Origin of the sequence: Undibacterium sp. TC9W (assembly GCF_049339865.1) — a bacterium.
Lineage (GTDB): Bacteria > Pseudomonadota > Gammaproteobacteria > Burkholderiales > Burkholderiaceae_D > Undibacterium.
The window spans coordinates 102,744-125,477 of sequence record NZ_JBMPPJ010000015.1; the positions used below are offsets into that span (position 1 = coordinate 102,744).

Genomic DNA, 22,734 nt, shown 5'->3' on the forward strand with positions numbered 1-22,734 from the left:
GTTTGGCATAGTATGCCGTCACGCCCTGCTCATCATGACAGTGCCGCCAGTCAACCTTTATCGAAAGGCCAAACCCATGAAACTCTATTTCTCCCCCGGTGCCTGCTCTTTGTCCCCACACATCATCCTGCGAGAAGCTGGCCTGGATTTCACTTTGCAAAAAGTCGATACCTATGTTCACAAAACTGCAGACGGCCTGGATTTCTACAGCATCAATCCCAAAGGCCAGGTGCCTACTGCAGAGCTCGATAATGGCGAGATACTGACCGAGGGCTCCATCATTGCCCAGTACATAGCCGAACGCGCTGAAAATCGCGATCTGCTGCCAGCATCCGGCCTCGCACGTTACCGCGTGCTTGAGTGGCAAAACTACATCAGTTCAGAATTGCACAAGTCCTTCGCACCACTGTTTGATGCTGACATGCCTGCCGAAGGTAAAGCGCGTGTCGCAGAACTCTTGCGTAAAAAATTCGCCTGGGTCAACAGCCGCCTCGAAGGCCACACCTACCTGACCGGTGACACCTTCACCGTCGCCGACGCTTATCTGTTCACCGTCAGCGGCTGGAGCAAACATGTGAACCTTGATATCAGTGACTTTGCCCACCTGCAAAAATTCCTCGCCAGCGTCAAGGCCAGGCCGCATGTACAAGCTGCACTGAAGGCAGAAGGCTTGCCCGCCTGAATCTGAAACGAAAACCGCTTCGGCAAAAAAACCCGAAACGGCAGACAATACGGTAGCTCATGGATGACGCTACCGTATTCACATTTAAAAAGGCAAAAATGGAAACTGCATACCCCGACATCATCGCCATGCTGAACCGCTACTTCGATGGTCTGTACCACAGTGACACCAGCATACTCGCCCAGGTATTCCACCCCGAAGCCCATTACTACTGCGCCACCGAAGGAAATTTACTGCATCTGGACATGCAGCAATACTTCCCCGTGGTCGATAAACGCCCCGCCCCCGCCAGCAAAAACGAAACCCGCCGCGACCGCATCATCTCCCTGGAAATGGCGGGCCCGGTCACCGCCTTCGCCCGCGTCGAATGTGCGATTGCCAACAAGTTTTTTACTGATTTTTTAACGCTGGTAAAACTGGATGGCAGGTGGCAGATTGTGAGTAAGGTGTTTCATTTTGAATTGATGGATGTTTGAATAAAATCAATTGGTTTTCAAAAATATGGACTCAGGTCGTATTGACGTTGCTTTTGGCCTTGGTGTTGCTTTTGACCTTGGTGTTGTTTTTTTGACTTTAGCAGTTCCCATGTGTAGCCGCCGTTTGTGCTGTACAGAAAATGGATTAAGAAGAGCCGCTGTCTGAGGTGTAGCAGGGGTTTCGGACAGCATGCTGTCCGCCTGCGTAACGGCATGCGCTTGCAAGCGCATGTTCCTAAGGGCAACGCCGCAGGCGAGTTTCGGATCTTCCCATTTTTTGTACTGCACAAACGGGAACCCCTTTAGGGGCGGCTATGCCTGGGTCGCCTTTTTGGCACACCTTTTTGGCGAAGCAAAAAGGTGTGTAGCTGCCGGTCTACCACCGGCCCGCAATCGCAAATAACTTGTGAAGGTATTTGAAAGCGAAGACTTGAGCAATACGAATCTGATATTAAAAGCTGCACCAGTATGCAAGAACGCCGCTGGATTCCAGCCAAAAACACGCTGGAATGACGCTAACTGAGGTTTCACTAATCCAAGGGCTCGCAGCCAGGTCAGATTCTAGGTCCATCTGCATTAAAGCTAGTCTCGCAGACTGCTGAAAGTCATACGCATAAACTACGTTATTGAGATTACCCCACTTTGTAGGAAAACCACCCGAGAAAACACCGTCCCAAGATTTTTCAAACAATAAGTTGTACACTGTGCCACACCAGAGTCAACAACCAGACTCACAGGCAAGCTCCGCATAAAGGCGGGCTGAAAGCAAGGCCGTATTGAGTATCAAGCACAGACCAAAACCTTTTGGTCTGCCGATTGAATTTCTTAGCCTCAAAACCATGCCCGAATCCAATAGCCTGGCTAACACGGCCGACAGCGTCACCACTGCGCGCACCACCGCACCCCATATTGTCCGCGAGCTGGAAAACGGCTTGCTCGCCGATGCCGCCCATACCTCACCCAAGTATTTTTATGATGCGGTAGGCTCGGTCCTGTTTGAAGCGATTTGCGTGCTGCCGGAATATTATCCCACCCGCACTGAAGCAGACATTTTTACCCAGCACATGGGCGACATGGCACGGGTCATTGGTCTGGGTGGCAGCCTGATTGATCTGGGCGCGGGTAATTGCGCCAAGGCAGCGCGGCTGTTCCCGGTACTGCACCCTGACCAATATGTGCCCATTGATATTTCTGTTCATCACTTGCAGGATGCGGTACGCCGCTTGCAGCAGCGTTTCCCGCATATAGAGATGACGGCGCTGGGGCTGGACTTGGCACAGGACTGGAAGCTGCCTGCCGAAGTAAGACGTGACAAACGCCTGTTCTTTTACCCCGGTTCATCCATAGGTAATTTTGAACCGGAAGAAGCACTGGCATTCCTGTGCCATTTGCGCGCTGCCTGTGACAATGATGCGGGCATACTCATCGGCGTAGATCTGATCAAGGACAAAGCCTTGCTGGATGCCGCCTATGCCGACAGCCTGGGTGTTACCTCGGCCTTTAACCTGAATTTGTTACGTCACATCAATCATTTGCTGCATTCCGATTTTGATGTCAGTCAATGGCAGCATGAGGCTTTTTTCAACACAGAAAAATCCCGCATAGAAATGCATTTGCGCGCCAGGGAAAATATTCAGGTCACCTGGCCAGGCGGGCAAAGAAATTTTATCAAGGGTGAACACATACACACGGAAAACAGCTATAAATACAGCATATCGGGTTTTAATGCCTTGCTGGCCGATGCTGGTTTTTCCCATAGCTGTCACTGGACGGACAAAAATGAATGGTTCGCCGTTATCCATGCCAAAGCTGCTTGATCCCTTCACAGAGCCGGGGCAAAACCTGCATCAGGCAAGCATGATTGAACGCTGGCAAGCAATCCGCCTGCGCTCAGTCGCGATTGCTGCGCCTCTGTCTGCCGAAGATTGCACGGCGCAATCCATGCCCGATGCCAGCCCCATCAAATGGCATTTGGCGCATACGACATGGTTTTTCGAAACCTTTATTCTTGAGCAGTTTGAAACGGATTTCCAGGCTTTTCACACTGACTTCCGGGTACTCTTCAATTCTTATTACAACGGTGTCGGTGACAAGCACCCGCGTGCGCAACGTGGTTTGCTGACACGGCCATCGCTTGACACTGTGCTTGCCTACAGGCGTAATGTCGATGAACGCATAATGCAATGCCAGGACAAGCTCGGCGATGCCCGCTTTGCATCCCTGCTGGAACTGGGCATGCAACATGAACAGCAACATCAGGAACTGATGCTGACTGACATCAAGCATCTGCTTTCATGCAATCCTTTATTCCCGGCTTTGTATCCGGCAGCAGACATGCGCAAACCCATGCCAGCCTCCAACACTCTGAGCTGGCAAGACTATGATGCCTGCCTGTGTGAAATTGGCCATCAGGGCAAGGGCTTTTCCTTTGATAACGAGGGCCCGCGCCACCGCCAGTTTCTGGAAGCATTCCAGCTCGCGACGCGTCTGATCTGTAATGCAGAATACCTGGAATTCATAGAAGATGGTGGTTACCAGAATTCTGCCCTGTGGCTGTCTGAAGGCTGGGACTGGGTGCAGCAGCAAGACCTGCGTCATCCACTGTACTGGCGCTATGATTTCCAGCAAGGCTGGCAGGAATTTGGCCTGCATGGTTTGCTGCCGCTGAATCCGCAGCAGGCGCTTGGACATATCTCGTATTTCGAAGCCAGCGCCTTTGCGACTTGGGCAGGGGCGCGCCTGCCCACAGAAGCAGAATGGGAATATGCCGCACAACAACATGAACTTGAAGGCCAACTGAGCCAGTTGTTTGGTCATGGCTGGCAATGGACCAGCAGCAGCTACAGCCCCTACCCCGGCTTTGTCCCGGCAGCAGGTGCAGTGGGTGAATACAATGGTAAATTCATGGTCAACCAGTATGTCTTGCGCGGCTCTTCTGCCTTTACCCCGGCAGGCCACAGCCGCGCAAGTTACCGCAATTTTTTCCCGGCAACAGCACGCTGGCAACTGACAGGCTTGCGCCTGGCCCGATCACTTATTGAGGAGTAGTTTTATGCCCACCGCAAAATGGAAAGATACCGTCATTGCCCAAGCCAGTGATAGTGAAATTGTGAAATTGGAAGGCAATATTTATTTCCCTAAAAATAGCGTCAACCCTGAGCATTTGCGCGACAGTAACAAGCACACGGTGTGTCCATGGAAAGGTACAGCCAGCTATTACGATGTTGTCGTCAATGGTGAAGTCAATTCAGATGCTGCCTGGTATTACCCTGAACCCAAGGATGCGGCTAAAGAAATAAACGGTTTCATTGCCTTCTGGCGCGGGGTAGAAGTTTCTGCCTGAACATGACATCATGCAAGCATCAACTCGCTTGCATGAAATGTGATATTAGTTTTAGCCCAGACGTTTCGCCGCCAAAGCATTACCAGCACGGCTGGCTGCCTTGCGGCCCAGATGCGCAGAAATGAATTGCCCTGCATCCACCACGGCATTCAGGTCTATGCCAGTTTGTATGCCCAGGCCTTGCATAAGGAAGAGTACATCTTCTGTCGATACATTGCCGGTCGCACCTTTGGCATACGGGCAACCACCAAGGCCAGCAACGGAAGAATGGAAAATCGACATGCCGACTTCCAGACTAGCATAGATATTCGCCAGCGCCTGACCATAAGTGTCGTGGAAGTGACCTGACAAGGCATGGATGGGGAAGTCCTGCGCCACCCGCTGCATGACGGTCTGCACCTGCCTGGCAGTGCCCACGCCTATGGTGTCGGCGATATCGATCTCGTCACACCCAAGGTCGCGCAAACGCACTACCACATCGGCTACGCTGGCCACAGCGACTTCACCCTGATAAGGGCAGCCAAAAGCGCAAGAGATACTGCCTCGCAAGCGTATCTTGTTTGCTTTTGCGGCTTCGGCCACTTCACGGAAACGTTCTATCGACTCTGCAATCGAGCAATTGATGTTTTTTTGCGCAAAGGCTTCCGAGGCTGAACTGAAAATCACTACTTCATCGGCACCGGCTGCCAGTGCGGCTTCAAAGCCTTTCATATTTGGCGTCAATACTGAATAGATGACACCAGGCTTGCGCGTAATACCTACCATGACCTCTGCCGAGGTGGCCATTTGCGGCACCCATTTGGGCGAGACAAAAGAGGCTGCTTCTATATTCACAAAACCAGCCGCGGTCAGACGGTTGACCAGTTCTATCTTGACGTCGGCGGGTATGCTTTCTTTTTCATTTTGCAAGCCGTCACGTGGGCCTACTTCGACAATTTTGACTTGCTTGGGCAGTGATGCATTCATGTTGTTTTTCCTTGGAAGGCAATAACATCATTTTACCCCCAAGCTGGCTAAAGCCTGAACTCACCCCGTATTTCTACTTGTGCCAAAAGTCCAACTCACACCACATGCAATACCGCAACACCCAACTTATCGAAATATGGGTCCAGCCTGTCCGCCAGTTGCGGCAAGTTATAGCTGGGCACTTGCGGGTACAGATGGTGTTCAAGATGATAAGAAAGATTAAACAGCAAGGCCGGAATGATCTTGCCACGCAAGCTCCTGGCTTGCCCAAGTATGCGATTGTCAGGCTTGAAGTGCGGTAACCAGGCCGTGGTGACCGGATACAGGCAAGAACCTATGTACATGAATACGCAATAAGTCAGTGGCGCAGCGGTCCAGGGCAAGACAAGTATGGCAATCACAATTCCGAGGATGGCAACGCACAATTCGGCCAGCATCCAGCGCCTTTGCACAAGATTCCTGGCAAGCCGATAGGCATGCAGCCAATGACGTGCCAGATAGGTAGGTCCGGCTTTCAGCGCGCCCAGCAAACTCAGGTGTGCGGGGCTGCCTTCAAAATCATCATGCTCCAGGCAATGACTATGGTGGTGCAGATGCGCCTGGCGGAAGGCATGACCACTTTCCAGCAGCAGGATACTCATGGCAAACAGGACCCATTCTGTGTTGCGTGGTTTGAAACCGGCAGCGCCATGCAATACATCATGGGTGAAAGTCACCGAGACCAGAAAATGCAAGACGAAAACCAGCGGCAGCAAGAGGTAATACTGCATGGAAAAAACCATGGCATAGACAGCCAGGGTCAGTAGTGGCAGCACTGGCCAGATCAGGCTTTGTAATTTGCTGGCATTTAACAAATCAAGACCCAGGCTGCTCAGATTCGGCAAGCCAGCCTGGCGGCGGCTGAGCTGGCTTATGGCAGCTCGTGCAAGCGGTGCGACTGCACTACGGCGGGCGACAGGAAAGACCGTATCAGTCAGGGTAGCACTATGGCTCATGTTCATACTCCTGATCAGGCACGCAGCAAGTTGGTGATGAAAAAGAACAAATAGATGCACACCACCAAGCCAGCATCCAGATACTTGATACCCCAGCGCTGAAAAGCAAAGTTCATCGCCCTGTACAAATGTTGTATGAAAGAAACTGGCATTCTCAGTAATGGATAAAACAAGAGCAATGCCAGCCATCTGGCGCCAGGAATGAACAGAAATGGAAACACCGAAAGAGCCAGGACGATGCGGTAACCAGTCAACAGGAATTCATTGCGCGGGCTCAGTAAATACCAGCGAAAACCCATCACATGCATGGAAAACGCAAATTTTTGCCGCTTGACTTTGGGTAAGCCAAACAAGATCAGCGACAAAATCCCATGTGCTAGCAAGAGACCAAAATCCACCAACAAGGCGTAAGCAAGGTTTGCCCTGACAAAAAATTGCAGCACAGGTGTGACGAGCATGGCCCAGGCCAGGAGACGGTTGAACCTGAGCCAGTTGGCCTTGGACAGCAAATTGAAATGGGAGAAGCTTGATGTAGTTGCGTTCATGATTTTTCCTGCTGCGCTTGATCGCTTACGACTTTTTCGGGTGGCTGGTATGAAAACTGCCTGTCTCCTTATTCGCAAGCTGCGTGCCAGACAAAGATCTTTCATAAGCCCTTGTTTCTTAAGGAAATTTAATTTATGCCTCAATAAAACTGTAAGCTTGCTATATAGTTGACTGAAATTTGCTATCAAGATGCTTAACAGCTACCGGCCATGAACGCCTACGGACTTTATTTTTTCTCACTTGCTTTGCAGAGCGTCATTAGCCCCTTGCTGGCTATCTGGCTTTGGGTAAAGGCAAGTCAACAACCAGGCATGAAGGCGCTGGCACTGTTTTGCGTGGGTATAGGCCTGTGGGCAACAGGGCAACTGGCCATCAACCTCGGTGATGCCAGGACTAGTGAACTGGGCAAGATACTGGTCAATACCGGCCCGGTGAATGCCGTGTTTTTCCTGCATTTTGTGCTGCGCTTTTTGGGAAGCTTGCGACCAGCAAGCATCATCGCCTGGTATGCAGTAGCCCTGCTGGTGGTGCTGGGGATTAACATATTCGATATGGGTAGCCTCTTGCCCTGGCTGGAATTCAAGCGCTACTACATCTTCCCGGTCTGGGGCTGGATACCCGGCATTTTTGTCAGCGGCCTGAGTACCTGGGCCTATCTGCTCTTGCTGATGGCCTGGCCTGCTGCTGCCCCCAAAAAACGGGGGCAGATCCTGGCCGCTTGCCTGGCTGGTGTCTGGGGTTCGCTCTCTACCCTGATGTTTTTGAATGCCTCGTTCGGCATCGCCATCTTCCCTTATAGCGTGATCCTGCTGCCGTTTTATGCAGTCTTGCTGGTACTCGGCATCCTGCGCTATGACATGATGGTGGTGAACCTGTGGGCCAACCGTTTCCTGGCTTGGCTGGCCCTGAGTGTGCTGACGGTCGCCATTGCGGGTCTGGTACTGAGCCTAGTGGCGCAAACCGGCTTCAGCCCGCTGGCGGCCTTGCCACTGTGGCAGCTATGGTTATTGGGCACTGCCATGCTGCTCATCATGCTGATACTGGAAAGGCCGGTGCGCAGCTTTATGGAAAAACTGGTCTTTCCCGGAGCACATCTGGAAGCAGCCGTGCTCAGCAACTGGCGCATGCAGTTAGAGTCGGCGACGAACTGGGAGGAACTGGGCGCGGTCGCATCAGCGTTACTGGAAACCCATTTGCGCCAATCCATGCCTGTCTTGCTATTCCACGCTGGAGCACCTGACAGCAGCACTGCTGAGCAAACCTGCGTTATCTGTTACCGGCAGCAGGCACAGTCCGCCCACGGAGAATGGCATTACGAATTGCGACACTGGGAAGGAGCAACCCCCAGTGTGCAAAGAGTGGGCGCAGTATTCGGTGCCTTGCTGGCAGCTGCCGCCGGGCGACTTGACCAGTTGCTGCGTTATGCCGATCAGGAAAAACAGCGCCTGCAACAGGCGCATCTGACGGAACTGGGCGGGCTGGCTGCTACCGTTGCCCACGAATTGCGCAACCCTCTGAACATCATCAGCATGGCTGCCATCTCTTGCCCAGCCGAAGTGCGCAATGACATACGCGAGCAGATAGAAAGAGCCGATCATCTGATACAGGATTTGCTCAGTTATTCCGGTGAGGTGCGCCTGAATTGCCAGCCTGTTGATATGGCAGAACTGATTGATAACATCATGGCACAACTACGCCCTACTGCAATGGCGAATGGCGTACAAATCAGCAGCGATATCGAAGAAAATGTACGCGGCAATATAGACCGCATGCGTACTGAGCAAATTTTGAACAACCTGCTCAATAATGCACTGGCAATGTTGCGCGGCAGACCAGATGCCCGCATCCTTATCGAAGCAACGACAGACAAGCAGATGCTGAGGCTACGCATCTGCGATAACGGTCCCGGCATACCAGCAGAACAGAAAGCCGATTTGTTCCAGGCTTTCAAAAGCCGCCGCCCTGGTGGCACAGGTCTGGGCCTGGCGATAGTGCGCAGGCTGGTGGAGGCCCATGGCGGCTGCGTTGCACTGATCCCTTATCCCGGCTGGAATTGCTGTTTTGAATTTTATCTTCCCACATCACCATGACAACATGAGCATGCAAACTATTTTACTGGTCGATGATGAGCCAGCCTTTCAACGCCTGTGTGGCAACTGGCTGGCCAGCCTCGGTTATATCGTCAAGGTCGCGGCCACGGCAGAACAGGTACATGCCTTGCTGGCGGAGAACAGCTTTGATCTTGTCTTGCTGGACCTGGCTTTGCCACCAAGCTTCACACCCGATGAGGGCCTGGCACTATTGCAAGCATTTGCACCTGTACCTGTAGTCGTCATGACTGGTCATGCAGACCGTGAACTGGCACTACGTGCCATCAGCCTGGGGGCCTGGGATTTTTTACCCAAGCCACTCGATCCGGATATCTTGCGCGTCGTGGTAGATCGCGCGCTTAACAAAAGCCGCCTGGAACGAGAACTCGCCGTATGGCGCGCCCGCGCCCTGCCAGACGATAACAGCATGGGCCTGATAGGCATCAGTGCCGAGCTGGCGGAATTGCGCTCGCTGATACGCCGCATTGCACCTACCGATGTACCAGTCATGATTACCGGCCCCAGCGGCACTGGCAAGGAACTGGTGGCACGCGCCCTGCATGCCCAGGGCAAGCGGGCAGGCAAAGCATTTATTGCCGTGCATTGTGGCGCCATACCTGCAGAATTATTCGAGAGTGAATTATTTGGTCACTGCAAAGGCAGCTTCACCGGTGCCGACCGTGACCGCAAGGGCTTGATCGCTGCAGCTGATGGCGGCACGCTATTCCTCGATGAGGTAGGTGAAATGCCCCTGCCCATGCAAGTCAAGTTATTGCGCTTCTTGCAGTCTGGCAGCTTCTTTCCCATAGGGGCACGCGAGGAGTTGCGTGTCGATGTGCGCATAGTCGCGGCGACGAACCGTGATCTGGCAGTCATGGTCGAAGAAAAAAGTTTCAGGGATGATTTGTATTACCGCCTCAAGGGCATACAAATGCGCACACTGGCACTGGCAGACAGGGCAGAAGATATTGCCCTGATAGCTCAGGCAATTGCGGCCAGATCAACACCGCCAAAACGCCTGACGGCTGCAGCGCAAGAGTGGCTGGTATCTCATGCCTGGCCCGGCAATGTCAGGGAATTGCAGCATTGCCTGCAAACGGCAATGGCACTGGCTGGTGAGATGAACGAGATCGTAGTAGATGATCTGGCACTGGCTTGCGGTGAAGTTGCAAGCGATGCGCCTGCGGTGGATACCGGTTTATTGGAGGAACAGGTAACGGCTCTGGAAAAGCGCCTCATCGTCGGCGCGCTGAATGACAACCAGCACAACCATACGCATGCAGCAAAACAACTGGGTATTTCACGCGTAGGCTTGCTGAACAAAATGCGCAGGTATGGTTTGCGTGAGTAAGCAACACAAGCTTACTCTGTAGGAGCGGCTTCAGCCGCGAATCTCTGATCCTGAAAAATAGCAGCCATGGCAGGTCGTTCGCGGCTAAAGCCGCTCCTGCAAAATTCAGATGCCTGGTCACCAGTACTTTATCAGCGCTTACTCAGTATTAATGTGCGGCAGAAAAAAGGCGACTCAAATCCAGCACAGGTATGCTTTGTCCATTTTGCTCAAAACAGGAGATCGCCATATCTTCCCAGCCGGCCTCATCGAGACTGCTTGCCTGTTTATCATCAACCAGCACACGCACAGGTGGGGCCGCCAGATGGATGGCACCCAGGCCTGCAGTATTGCTGACAGCATCATGAAATGCCACCAAAGCCAGGATATTGCCCGTGCAGGCACGACCACCCAAGCGCACAGGGAGTTGCATGACGGGTACGGCACGCTTTTGCCAGAAGATGATCTCCCGCATATGCGCGGGTGCAAGAGGCACCTCAAAGCTGTCCTGCGCATCCATGATTTGTATGAGTTCGCGCTGGCCGATGGCGACTTGCCTGCCATCGCCTACGTCCAGTAACCAGGCATTTGCGCTAGACATGTTCAGGCTCCATTAATGAGTAGCAGTGATTTGTGCGAAGGCACCATACTGCATTAAATGCCGGGCATCGCTGAGACAGGCCAGGCCGTTTTCAAATGGCATGACAGCCTGCACTGGCGTATAGCCGGCACGCATGGCAACAGGCAAGGCATAGTCGCTGCCGGATTGCTGATTGAGTACCCTGACATCATCACACAGCAAGCCCAGAAAACCCTTGCCGGTAGCCAGCATGACACAGGCGCGGCGTGCTGCAGGTATCTTGTCCAGGGTCTGCAATTCACCATTCAGGCTCAGCACCGGCCAGCTTTGTCCCAGGTAAGCGATGCGCCCTATGGCAGGCGCAACTGCGTCCTGGCTGACAAGATCAACAACAGATTCCACTGCACAGACATCACCCTGCGGCAGCATAAGTTGCATGTCATCGATGCGCAGTAACAGGCGGTTGCGCACCTCTGTTTTCATTCCCGGCATCATCGCTCCCATGATCAGGCTCCTGTCAGGCGGTTAATATGCTGCAGCAAGGCATCTTCACTGAAGGGTTTGACGAGGTAGGCATCGACCCCGGCGGCATCGCCCTGCTGCCTGTGTTTTTGGGTAGAGCGTGAAGTGATCATGATGATGGGAATGCGCTTGTCGAGCTTGCGGGCGCGTACATGACTGGTCAGCTCCAGGCCATTCATGCGTGGCATTTCCATATCGACCAAGATCACGTCGGGCAGCACTTCATCGAGTATGGCAACCGCATCCAGGCCATCAATGGCAGTACGCACTTCATAACCTGCATCGCGCATGATTTGCGCAGTAGCTCGGCGTGCTGACAATGAATCATCGACCACAAGCGCGGTGCGCACATGTGTTGCTTGTGATTCTGCCTGCGACGGCAAACCAGCATGGGCATCATCGATATTGATGTATTGCTGGGTCGATGCACGCAACAACTCAGGCAGATCGATAACGGGTGCAACACTGCCATCACCCAGAATGACTGCACCTATGGTGCCCTGGATTCTTGGTACATAGCGGCCAAATTTCTTGACCACGACTTCGCGGCCATCGACCAGTTCCTGCACTTGTATTGCGCAGGTTGCGCCGGTATCGGTGCTGACCAGCAAGACCGGATAGCCATAGCTGCGCGCTTCCTTGCGATGGTCTTGCATGCCCAGCAAGCTATCAAGCTTCAGCAGTTTATGCACTGCGTCGCCAACACGATAGACAGGCTGGTCAGCCAGCGTATCAATTTGTGCATCAGTGATGTAATGGATATCAATAATACGACGGCTGGAAATCGCCATCATATGACCAGCCACGCGCGCCATCAGGGTATGTTCGGACAAGAGACTGGCTGGCAGACGCAATTCCACCACCAGGCCCTGACCAGCGACTGAGCGCAAATTCAACGATCCTTTCATTTCCAGTATGCGTGCATGCACCATGTCCATGCCTATGCCACGGCCAGAAGTCTGGGTGCTGCTGTCGCGGGTAGAAAAACCTGGCACCAAAATCAGCCTGGCCAGTTCTTCTTCGGACAAGATACGCTCGGCACTGATCATCTTGCGCTTCAAGGCGGTACGGCGTATCGCCGCATAATCCAGACCGGCACCATCATCCTTGCAACGGACGACAATGGAATTACCTTCGCGGGCAAAGCTCAGTTCTATCAGGCCATCTGCCGGTTTATTCGCAGCCAGCCTGCTGGCAAGTGTCTCTATGCCATGATCAACCGCATTGCGCAGGATATGCATCAGCGGGTCTGTCAGGTCATTGAGCATATTGCTGTCGATATTGGTATTCGCCCCCAGGATATTCAGGTTGACCTGTTTATCAAGCAAGCGACAAGTCTGGCGCACACTGCGTTGCAGGCGCGAAACGATAGTCGTGACTGGTACCAGCCGCGTGCGTATGACAGCATGCTGGTTTTCCATTTGCAGGCGGCGCTGTACTTCCAGCAGCTCAGCCAGGCCATGCAATTGTTCGTCGATATGGCTGGACATTTCGAAAGCATCGGTGCGGGCCTCCACCAGTTGTGCGGTGATGGTATGCAGCTCGCTGTAACGTTCAAATTCCAGTGGATCAAAGTCACCATCAGTAGTGCTGATGCTGGCTTTTTTCTGCGGGCTGCTCATGCCGCGCACATCGACCAGGGTTTCGAGGTCAGCAATCAATTTCTGGAACAGGACATCGTGTTTTTGTATGGCTTTCGATTGCTTTTGCGTCTGTTTCAATTGCTCCTGGATTTGCGCATTCGAGATAACATTTTCACCTGCGAGGCGCAGCAGTTCATCCACCACTTTAGCGGGTACACGCAACATCGGTTCAGTCGCATGAGAACCAGATTCGACCAGGTCCAGTACAGCGCCGGAAGACTGCGGGAGCGGGGTATTTGCAACGGGCGCAGTGACTGCAACAGCTTCGTTGCGTGCAACAAATTCACCACTGTGCATATAGCTGACATAATCGCAAATCTGCTGCAGCAGCTGTTGCGACTGTGCCGGTGCTGCACCGCCATCGACCACGGCCTCACCCATTGCTTCGAGACAATCACCGGCCTCGGTCAGCAATTCTGCCAGTGCATTGTCAGGCAGGCTTTGTTTATCAGTGAGGGCAATCAACAAATCTTCCAGATGATGGGTGAGGTTGGCAATGCCCGCTATACCCACGGTGTTGGCAGCGCCCTTCAAAGTATGCGCGGCACGCTTGGCTTGCTCTATGTCCTGCATATTACCGGCACCATTTGAAAATTTTTCTATGGCGCTGGTAAAATTACCTACCTGCACAGGAAGTTCCTGCAAGAGACCATCGAATAATTCTGTATTCAGATCATCTGGCAGTTGTATGGAGACATCGCTTTCAGTGATGGCAATCGCAGTAGCCCCAGTATCGTGATCGTCTTCTATCAGCTTGATATTGATGAGTTCGGCGAACAGCGATTCATTGCCAACCATGACTGCGGCCTGCGACCAGCAAGGGTCCATCAACAGTGATAATAATTCCAGTGCGGCGATTTCTTCTTTCGGTGCCAGCAGGTAGTTATTCAAACTGGCTGGCAGTGTTGCCAGCAGGCTGGATTGCTGCGCATCCAGCGCCTGGGTCTGTGCGGCCACCAGACCAGCAAGCAAGGACAAAAATTGATGCAGCGCAGTCAGGCCTATGGATTCTGAAGTAGAGGCAATGCGCAACAAGGCTTCGACATAGTTTTGTAGTGCCAGGCCGCGCTGTTCTTCATCGTCACCAGCAGCGATCACTGCCGCCAGGTCTTCCGCCAGCATATCGCTCATCAAGCTGAATTCCCTGGCAAACAGGGTCAGCATATCGCTGCTGATTTCTTGTGCGGCAGCACTGGTCTGCACGTCACCCACATCTATACCCGCATACTCACTTCCTTCTATAGTCTCTTCTGCTCCCGCCTCTGTATGCTCAGCTATGCCTTCATCAGCACTGTTGTCACCCTGTTGCAACTCAGTGTAGGTGGCACCGCTTACTGCTTCTTGCCTGTTCCATGCCGGGTCATAAACAACATCGAGCAGACTGGCTGCGATTTCTGGGTTTTCTGCATCAGCAATAGCATCCATGAGCATCAGCGGGAAGCGCTGCAGCAAGCCCAGTTCGGTTTCGTTGACGGCATCTGCATCTGCGGATCTCATGATGACAACGTCAGCAAAAGCCTGGCAGGCATCTGCCACTACGTGCAGGTTCAACTGACTTGCACAACTTGAAAAACCCAGCAACTGCGCCGCATAAGCTTGCAAGGTTGCCGCATCATTGTCACCACCCTGGGCAAAGTGTTCATCCGCTGCCAGGCTCATGATGAGCGCATCCAGCGCTTCATGTAATGCTGAAGTTGGTGTATCTGCTGTATCTACTGTATTTACGTATACCGGGGATGTTTCTGGCTCAGTGATTTCTGCAGTTCCAGCTTGTGCAGCTTGTGCTTTGTGTACATCTGCTTGAGTCAATAAGACGATCTCTGCCGTGGCTGGTGCAGGCACCAGGAACAAAGGGGGAGGCTCTTCCACTTCAGCTACTGGTGTCAGCGGATCGCTATTCAGCAATTGCCTGAGCTCACAGGAATCACCAACGCTCAAAGGAATAGGCCAGCTGGCTGTCGAAAGATGATCTATCAGGGTTTCTATATTCTTGTCGCCATGATTCAGGGCATGGCTGGCCAGCAAATCTGGCCATTCGCTGAGCAGGTGATATTCTTCATCCGTAAGGCGGCGGTTCTGGTTATACAGGCTGATGAGGTTACGTTCTATCAGCGCACATACCCAGTGCAGGCCGGGCATGTCAGCAGCACAGGCTGCCGCGCGTATGCGGCGCAATTGCTCGATATAACAAGCCAGCGCACGGGTGACTACCGCGACATCCGTTGAGTGAGTGGCATCTGTTTCCAGCGCGTTGAATACCTCATCAAGGGCACCGAGGACGACATGGCTGAAATCTGTAGCCTGGTTTTCTAGCTGTTCCATACTGCCTCAGACGGGTAAGTTGGAAAGAAAGAAACCTGCGCAATGCCTTGCGCAGGTTTGAGTGGTGGTATCAGGCTGCCAGTTTGAAGACGCGTACGGTAGATAACAACATTCTTGCGTATTCCACCAGATTGGTGGTTTGCGCAGATTGTTCATCGAGTTGCAAGCTGGTTTCCTGATTGGTTTTCTTGATCTGTATCGCTCTGTCCAGCAATTCCTGGCTGGCCTTAGCCTGACCATGGGATTTGATGGCAATCTGCTGTACTGATTCCACCAGCTCAGTGGTCGCATTTTGCGTAGCCTGCATTTGCAGACCGGCCTGTTCTGCCAGACGGCTACCTTCTACCACCTGGGCAATTGCCGAGTTCATGGTGTTGACCGTATCTGAGGTTTCCAGCTGTATGTTATTGACCAGGCCAGAAATTTGCAGCGTCGCTTGCCGCGCATTTTCTGCCAGCCTTTGCACCTCATCCGCAACCACCGCAAAACCGCGACCAGCTTCACCGGCAGATGCCGCATGCATACTCGCATTCAAAGCCAGGATGTGGGTACGTTCTGCAATCGCATTAATCAGGCCGACCACGCCGGAAATTTCTTGTGAACGTTCACCGAGACGTTTAATCCGTTTTTCTGTTTCACGTATGATGTCGCGGGTACTGTTAATACCGCCCACCGTGCTGTTCACCGTATCCATCGCCAGTTGGGTTGAGCGTATCGCATTATCAGCAGCGCGGTTACAGGTTTGGGCCAGATCGGCAATATTGCGCATTTCTTCAGAAGCGGTCGATAATGAAACGGTAGTGTGTTCCACTTCCAGCCTTTCTTCCGCTGCTGCGGCCATCACGTTATCGGACTGGGCTTTCACTTTCAGCGTGGCCTCGGTCACGTCGGCAGAAATATTACTTACATCACGCAGCACTTTTGCAGTTTCACTGGTCAGCATGTTCAAGGCATCGGATACTGCACCAGTCACGTCGGCAGATACCGGCACTTTGACGGTCAAATCCCTGCTCGCGAGTTGCGCCACGGCCTGCAACAGAACCAGTACGGATTCATTGAGTTTTTCATTTTCATCTTCGATGGATTTGCGGCTGGCTTCACGCTCATCCACCATCCTGTCGAACTGGCGTGAGAGTTTGCCGATTTCGTCCGGTTGTGTGCTGCGTGCCCTAACGCTGGCATCACCCTGCGTCAATTTCTGCATAACGCCAATCAGATGTGAAACAGGTTTGGTGATACTACGCGTCATCCAGTAAGCAACACCTGCTGCCAGCAAGATGGATAAGGCTGCCACCAGAGCCAGGATGTTTTTCGCATTCAGGTAAGTGCTATCGGCTGCGGCACCATCCTTATTCACCAATTTTGTTTGGTAGTCGATTAGATTATCCATCGAAGAAAACCATTTTTCCTGATCGGCTTGCAAATTACCCAGCAGCCAGGTTGTGGCTTCCGTCTTTTTACCTTCAGTCGCCAGACGCAGGAATTCCCTTTGTGAAGCACCGTATTTATTACGTGCCTCGGTAGCGGTCTCGAAGATACCTTTTTCTTCTTCACTGGCAATCAGTTTTTCAAACCCGGCGATGTTTTCATCCTGGTTTTGCCTGCGTGACAAAATCAGTTGCTGTTCTTTTTCTACTGCCGATTGGTCGTTCAGGAGCAGCATATTGCGCATGGAGCGCGCATTGGCATTAACATTACCAAGCATCTTGTAGGCCAGCACAACTTTAGGGTAGCTACCATCCACAATGCGGTGAGTACCGTCATTGATGCTCTTCAGGTTGGACATCGCCAGCCAGGCCGTTACCGCCAACAGCAGCAACACCGCTGTAAATCCCAGACTGAGCCGGATACCAATATTCGGAGTACGTAATTTCATTTTGCTCTCCACAAGAAAAACATCGAAGACTGCTTGGTCAAATCAATAGCTGGGGATCAGCCGATTCCAGTTTTTAGTTCTATGCTCTGTAGTTCTGTGCTCTATACACTGCGGCTGAGTTTTTCAAAAAAACTTTCATGATTGAAGTCCAGCCAGACTTTGTCATCCTTGACAAAAGCCGCTGGTACATGGGCTTCCAGCGTGGCGGGCAATTGCGGCATCTGGGTGATGGTGCGCAATTCGGTCAGTGGTTGCGGATAACTGTCTATCAGCATGCCAACGGCATTTTCTGCCTTGTCCAGTATCAAAAACAATTTCGAGGCGATGACTTCTGACCTGCGGCCACTGAGTACCAGGCCCAGGTCAAAAATGGGTACCAGGTTGCCGCGCAGATTGATCAGGCCAAGCAAGAAGGCTGCGGCACCTGGCAAGGGAGCAAGCGCCTGTGGCCTTATCACTTCACTCCCTACCTCGGCTCTGATCAGCAAATTCAAAGAGCCTACGCGGTAGCCATAACGCTTTCTTTCGACTAGTGGTGCCACATCACTCCACAGCAAGTCGCCAGGTGGAGTGAAGCGCTCAAGGGCAACACTGGGTGGCAGCCATTCTTTGGACTGTCCGGCATTGCTGGAAGTGACTAAGCTCATGACCGCCCCCGCAGATGGGTGATGCGTTACAAAATTTAAAATCAGGCAGCGATTTTGAGTTGATCAATGATCTGGTCAGCTGTATAGGGCTTGGCGACATAGCCTTTGGCACCTTGCAACTGCCCCCAGATTTTGTCGGCTTTTTGCGATTTGCTGCTGACAAAAATAATAGGGATGTCTTTGGTTGCCGGATCTTGCGTCAGGCTACGACAGGCTTCATAGCCATCCATTTCTGGCATGACGATGTCGAGGAAAATAATCGAGGGTTTTTCGGCCTTGGCTTTTTCCAGCGTGTCCTTGCCGCTGGATGCAGTGACCACCACATAACCGGCATCAGTCAATATGCTTTTGATGTTGGCCAGTTCAGTCGTGGAATCGTCAACAACGAGTGCTTTTTTCATACCCATGATGTACTCCCGAAATGTGTAAGTGAAACGCTCTGATCCCCAGAGCAAAGGTAAAAATATTGGGCTGATCTGGTTTCAGGTCCCCATCGCCAGGCCATGATTCTTTTCCATGTCAGGCGCTGTCTCCGTTGCACTCAGGCTCTTTTCGACGACGGCACGGAACTTCAGATGTTCTACAGGCTTGGTCAGATAACTGCTGCATCCAGACAGCGAGCCGCGGATACGGTCAAACGGAGAGGACTTGCTGGTCAGCATGACCACGGGCGTGCGCTTGGTTTGTGGATGGCGGCGTATGATCTTGCAGATTTCATAGCCATCAGCACCAGGCATGACGATGTCGAGGAAGATGATGTCGTAGTTTTTCTTTTCCAGCATCTGCAAGGCTTGCTCACCGGTTTCAGCGCAGTCAGAAGCGATCTTCATCGAGCGCAATTCCAGGTCTATCTTGATTCTGGCAGTAGGGCTGTCATCCACGATCAGGGCACGGTGACCACCCTGCAAGACCGAGCTTGACGGATTTTTTTGCAGCAGGGGCTGCACAATAGCTGCTTTGTCCATTTCTGCCTTCTGAGCAACTGCTGCACTGAGTGGAAATGCTGTTTGTAAGACTTTTTCCAGTTCATCTGCTACCTGATCCAGCAAAGCCAGCATCTTGGTTGGTACCAGAGGATGCAGTAAATGATATTTGCCTGGCTGTGCCTTGCCTGCATTGGAAATGAATACCGTTGCAGGTTCGGGAATATTGCGTGTTGCTATAAGCTCCTGTAAAGCTGCTCTGGCCTGGCTATTATCCGGGTCGAGTATGACGATGTCAGGGTCAGCAGACTGACTGGCATCGCACAAGACATAGGAATGCCTGCGTCCGCTCGCCATGGTCAAGCTAAGCACGCTGCGCACCAGACGCAATTCATACTCAGACAAACCGAATACACTAATCAGAATTTTTTTAGAAGCGCCGGGAAGCGCCGTAGAAATGCTATTCATGAGCACATGCCTCTTAACGAAAAACCGCCAATGCGGAATACGGTACCTGGCTACCCTGCCGTGTTTAGCGAGGGCCCTCTAGTTTTGCGTCCCACGCTTTCGGGTGGTTTGCCTTTAAACAACAACAACAACAACAACAACAACAACAACAACAACAACACTGATATTCTCTCTATTGATTATCTCTTGTGGATAGAGAGGAACATCAGCCACAGTGCTTCATGCGAAGCACCGTTACCCCAATGTAGTTCAAGAATTTGAAGGCTACAAGGAAAAAGTTAACATTTTTTTGCTTTTTATTTTTTCATGCAAAAAATATAAAATTTAGCCTTGCTGGCAAATTTTTGCATATTTTGTGAGCACTTCAGCAATACCCTGCTCCAGGCATTCTACGATGACGGCATGGCCTATGGAGACTTCGAGTAAGCCGGGTATGGTCAGGAATTTGGCCAGGTTATCCAGGTTGAGATCATGCCCTGCGTTCACTCCCAGACCAGCATCCTGGGCACACTTGGCAGCAGCCACAAAGCCCTGGAAAATCTCTTCACCTTTTGCTGTTCCATAATGCTCAGCATACGGCTCGGTATATAACTCAACCCGGTCAGCGCCGAGTTCTTTCGCCAGGTGCATATCCTGGCTGTCGTAATCAATAAACAAACTGCTGCGTATGCCCAGCGCCTTCAGTTCAGCCAGAACGGGGCGTAAAAAATCTGCATCCTTGCGCAAATCCCAACCATGGTCAGAAGTCAGCTGATCTGGCGCATCCGGCACCAGCGTGCATTGCGCAGGCTTGTTGCGCTTCACGACTTCCAGAAAGTCTGGCGCCGGATAACCTTCGACATTCAATTCCACACCACGCGTCTGGCACAGCACGCCGAGAGTTTCGACATCAGAATAACGCGCATGCCTTTGATCCTGACGCGGATGCAGGGTAATGCCCCGCGCACCAAGGTCCAGGCAACGCGCAGCAAAGGCTTGCACATCAGGATAATTACGGCCACGTGAATTGCGCAGCAAGGCGATTTTGTTGATGTTGATGGAGAGTGCGGTCATGGTGATTCCAAAGTCTGGGCAAGGTAATGAAAAATTGCTGGAACAATTTTCTGTTCAGGTATTCATCATGAACTTGCTCGCAAGTTTGTACAAGTAACACAGCGGGGTGATTTACTGGTGCATCTGTTTTTTTGCTAATCTATAAAAAAACCAGCACAACAGTGCTGGCTTTACGGTACAAACTCCAGGCAAGCTTACTGCTGAAAAGCCAGCAACTGCGCGCCCTCAGTCACCTGATCACCAATCGCATACAAGACTTCATCAATGACACCATCATGCGGGGCAGAAATCGTGTGCTCCATCTTCATCGCTTCCATGATCAACAACGCATCACCCTTCTTCACTTCCTGCGCCTTGTTGACGAGCACGGCAACAATCTTGCCTGGCATGGGTGCTGTCAAACGGCCAGTTTCAGCCTCGGCTTCACCAGCATGCGCCAGTGCATCAATGTAATGCAGGTCAGTATGCTTGCCCTGGCTGAAGACATGGAAATGCTCACCATCGCGTACTACCGTGGCAGCCACGGTCTGGTCTGCAATCTTGATGACGATATCATTTTCATGTGCCAATGCCAGTCTGACTTGCACTTTCGATTCGCCTGCCTGTACTTGCCAGCCATCTGCCAGGTAAGTCACTTGTACGTCATGCGTCTGCTCTTCTTCCGTGAACTGCAGGCTACGTTGCATGAGGCTGTTCATGCGCCAGCCATGGCTGGATTGCCATGGGTCGCTGCTACCGTTTGTGGATTTTTCTGAGTTCAACAGGGACACAACCGCCAGCGCCAGCGTCGTCAGGTTCGCTGCTACTGGTGCCGGGAATAGTTCAGCCTGATTACGTTCTATCAGACCAGTATCCAGGTCTGCGCCAGAAAAGGCCTTGCTGGTCACCAGGCGCGACAGGAAGGCGATATTGCTGTTCAAACCGACGATCTGGTATTGCGCCAGCGCCTGCGCCATGCGGGCCAGTGCTTCTTTCCTGTCCTTGCCCCAGACTATCATCTTGGCGATCATGGGGTCATAGAAAGGTGAAATCGTATCGCCTTCACGCACGCCGCTATCGATACGGAAAGCCGCCGGATCTGTCGCGCCACCTAGTTCAAAATTCACAGCAACAGGGGTGCGTGCATGACGCAAAGTACCTATTGATGGCAAGAAACCTTTCTCAGGATTTTCTGCATACACGCGCGCTTCAATCGCATGACCATGTATCTGTAATTCATTTTGTTGCAGCGGCAGTTTCTCACCGGCAGCAACACGCAATTGCCACTCCACCAGGTCAGTACCGGTGATCATTTCTGTCACCGGATGTTCTACTTGCAAGCGGGTATTCATTTCCATGAAATAGAAAGAACCATCCTGGTTGGCGATGAATTCCACCGTGCCAGCGCCGACATAACCCACTGCTTTTGCCGCAGCCACGGCAGCATCGCCCATGGCAGCGCGGCGTTCTGCCGTCATGCCGGGTGCAGGTGCTTCTTCGAGTACTTTTTGATGACGGCGCTGTACCGAACAATCGCGTTCGAACAGGTAGACGCAATTGCCATGGGTATCAGCAAACACCTGTATTTCTATATGACGTGGCCTTTGCAGGTATTTTTCTGCCAGCACTTTATCGTCGCCAAAAGAGTTGATGGCTTCGCGTTTGCAGGATGCCAGCGCGTCTTTGAAGTCAGCAGATTTTTCAATAACGCGCATGCCCTTGCCACCGCCACCAGCACTGGCTTTGAGCAAGACCGGGTAACCGATGCGGTCAGCCTCGGTATGCAAAAAATCTGCATCCTGGTTATCGCCATGGTAGCCAGGTACCAGCGGCACATTGGCTTTTTCCATCAGGGATTTTGCCGCAGACTTGCTGCCCATGGCTTCTATCGCCGAGGCTGGCGGGCCTATGAAGGCAATGCCATTTTTGGCACAGGCTTCAGCGAACTCACTGTTTTCTGACAGAAAGCCATAGCCCGGATGTATTGCCTGCGCACCCGTCGCCAATGCGACTTCTATGATCTTGTCGGCACGCAGATAACTTTCCTTGGCAGCAGCAGGGCCTATCAACACTGCCTCATCACAAACTGCGACATGCTTGGCATTGGCATCGGCTTCGGAATACACAGCGACAGTCTTGATGCCCATGCGGCGTGCGGTAGCAGCAACACGGCAAGCAATTTCGCCACGGTTGGCGATAAGGATTTTGGTAAACATGTCTCTAACCTTTTGGGTGGATGTATCTACGATAATTGACTACGATTTTCTTAACCAGAAAAAGGCTTCGCCTTCCT

The 22,734-nt window shown here is 52.3% G+C and carries 19 protein-coding genes and 1 riboswitch; of the genes, 7 read left to right on the forward strand and 12 right to left on the reverse strand.

All coding sequences use genetic code 11. The features are described from left to right. Positions 1–76 precede the first annotated feature (76 nt). The 5 genes from gstA (at position 77) to ACO0LN_RS20415 (ending at position 4,501) form a co-directional block, all read left to right on the forward strand. Positions 77–682, forward strand: a complete 606-nt coding sequence (gstA, locus tag ACO0LN_RS20395) for a glutathione transferase GstA (RefSeq protein ID WP_422976916.1) — start codon at positions 77–79, stop codon at positions 680–682. Positions 683–780: 98 nt separating this feature from the next. Further along, entirely contained in the window at positions 781–1,158 is a 378-nt protein-coding gene (locus ACO0LN_RS20400) for a nuclear transport factor 2 family protein (RefSeq protein WP_422976918.1), read from the forward strand. 839 nt (positions 1,159–1,997) lie between these two features. Then, a complete protein-coding gene (gene egtD / locus ACO0LN_RS20405) occupies positions 1,998–2,975 on the forward strand; it encodes an L-histidine N(alpha)-methyltransferase (RefSeq protein ID WP_422976920.1) in 978 nt (325 codons plus the stop codon). Positions 2,976–3,015: 40 nt separating this feature from the next. After that, a complete protein-coding gene (gene egtB, locus ACO0LN_RS20410; protein ID WP_422977017.1) occupies positions 3,016–4,206 on the forward strand; it encodes an ergothioneine biosynthesis protein EgtB in 1,191 nt (396 codons plus the stop codon). 4 nt (positions 4,207–4,210) lie between these two features. Next, the gene (locus tag ACO0LN_RS20415) at positions 4,211–4,501 is read left to right on the forward strand and encodes a DUF427 domain-containing protein (RefSeq protein ID WP_162061265.1); all 291 of its coding nucleotides are present in this window, start codon (positions 4,211–4,213) and stop codon (positions 4,499–4,501) included. A gap of 51 nt (positions 4,502–4,552) precedes the next feature. On the opposite strand, the gene ACO0LN_RS20420 is transcribed toward ACO0LN_RS20415, so the two are convergent. From ACO0LN_RS20420 to ACO0LN_RS20430, 3 genes are all read right to left on the reverse strand, one after another. Further along, a complete protein-coding gene (locus tag ACO0LN_RS20420) occupies positions 4,553–5,467 on the reverse strand; it encodes a hydroxymethylglutaryl-CoA lyase (RefSeq protein WP_422976922.1) in 915 nt (304 codons plus the stop codon). A gap of 95 nt (positions 5,468–5,562) precedes the next feature. Continuing rightward, positions 5,563–6,462 carry a fatty acid desaturase family protein gene (locus ACO0LN_RS20425; RefSeq protein WP_422976924.1) on the reverse strand — a complete coding sequence of 300 codons (900 nt, stop codon included), beginning with the start codon at positions 6,460–6,462 and terminating at the stop codon, positions 5,563–5,565. A 14-nt stretch (positions 6,463–6,476) separates the two neighbouring features. Then, positions 6,477–7,007, reverse strand: a complete 531-nt coding sequence (locus tag ACO0LN_RS20430) for a hypothetical protein (protein WP_422976926.1) — start codon at positions 7,005–7,007, stop codon at positions 6,477–6,479. A gap of 210 nt (positions 7,008–7,217) precedes the next feature. Here ACO0LN_RS20430 and ACO0LN_RS20435 point away from each other — a divergent pair, with 210 nt between their 5' ends. Both ACO0LN_RS20435 and ACO0LN_RS20440 read left to right on the forward strand, forming a co-directional pair. Continuing rightward, a complete protein-coding gene (locus ACO0LN_RS20435) occupies positions 7,218–9,098 on the forward strand; it encodes an ATP-binding protein (protein ID WP_422976928.1) in 1,881 nt (626 codons plus the stop codon). Positions 9,099–9,108: 10 nt separating this feature from the next. Continuing rightward, complete coding sequence (locus ACO0LN_RS20440) at positions 9,109–10,449, forward strand: sigma-54-dependent transcriptional regulator (protein ID WP_422976930.1); 1,341 nt, start codon at positions 9,109–9,111, stop codon at positions 10,447–10,449. A gap of 148 nt (positions 10,450–10,597) precedes the next feature. Here the strand turns inward: ACO0LN_RS20440 and ACO0LN_RS20445 are convergent, their stop codons facing one another. The 9 genes from ACO0LN_RS20445 to ACO0LN_RS20485 all read right to left on the reverse strand — a co-directional run bounded on the left by ACO0LN_RS20445 (position 10,598) and on the right by ACO0LN_RS20485 (position 22,657). Continuing rightward, the gene (locus tag ACO0LN_RS20445; RefSeq protein WP_422976932.1) at positions 10,598–11,029 is read right to left on the reverse strand and encodes a chemotaxis protein CheW; all 432 of its coding nucleotides are present in this window, start codon (positions 11,027–11,029) and stop codon (positions 10,598–10,600) included. Between the two features lie 12 nt (positions 11,030–11,041). Next, the gene (locus ACO0LN_RS20450; RefSeq protein ID WP_422976934.1) at positions 11,042–11,512 is read right to left on the reverse strand and encodes a hypothetical protein; all 471 of its coding nucleotides are present in this window, start codon (positions 11,510–11,512) and stop codon (positions 11,042–11,044) included. 2 nt (positions 11,513–11,514) lie between these two features. After that, positions 11,515–15,495: a hybrid sensor histidine kinase/response regulator gene (locus ACO0LN_RS20455; RefSeq protein WP_422976936.1), complete on the reverse strand. Its 3,981-nt coding sequence runs from the start codon at positions 15,493–15,495 to the stop codon at positions 11,515–11,517. 70 nt (positions 15,496–15,565) lie between these two features. Beyond that, positions 15,566–17,371, reverse strand: a complete 1,806-nt coding sequence (locus ACO0LN_RS20460) for a methyl-accepting chemotaxis protein (RefSeq protein WP_422976938.1) — start codon at positions 17,369–17,371, stop codon at positions 15,566–15,568. 101 nt (positions 17,372–17,472) lie between these two features. Further along, the gene (locus tag ACO0LN_RS20465; protein ID WP_422976940.1) at positions 17,473–18,018 is read right to left on the reverse strand and encodes a chemotaxis protein CheW; all 546 of its coding nucleotides are present in this window, start codon (positions 18,016–18,018) and stop codon (positions 17,473–17,475) included. Between the two features lie 41 nt (positions 18,019–18,059). Then, entirely contained in the window at positions 18,060–18,425 is a 366-nt protein-coding gene (locus tag ACO0LN_RS20470) for a response regulator (protein WP_422952007.1), read from the reverse strand. Between the two features lie 75 nt (positions 18,426–18,500). Further along, positions 18,501–19,409, reverse strand: coding sequence for a response regulator (locus ACO0LN_RS20475; RefSeq protein ID WP_422976942.1), 909 nt, complete (start codon positions 19,407–19,409; stop codon positions 18,501–18,503). A 38-nt stretch (positions 19,410–19,447) separates the two neighbouring features. After that, a riboswitch (cyclic di-GMP riboswitch) is annotated at positions 19,448–19,532 on the reverse strand. Between the two features lie 201 nt (positions 19,533–19,733). Beyond that, positions 19,734–20,462 carry a pyridoxine 5'-phosphate synthase gene (locus ACO0LN_RS20480; RefSeq protein ID WP_422976944.1) on the reverse strand — a complete coding sequence of 243 codons (729 nt, stop codon included), beginning with the start codon at positions 20,460–20,462 and terminating at the stop codon, positions 19,734–19,736. A gap of 194 nt (positions 20,463–20,656) precedes the next feature. Next, complete coding sequence (locus ACO0LN_RS20485; RefSeq protein WP_422976946.1) at positions 20,657–22,657, reverse strand: acetyl/propionyl/methylcrotonyl-CoA carboxylase subunit alpha; 2,001 nt, start codon at positions 22,655–22,657, stop codon at positions 20,657–20,659. Between the last annotated feature and the right edge of the window lie 77 nt (positions 22,658–22,734).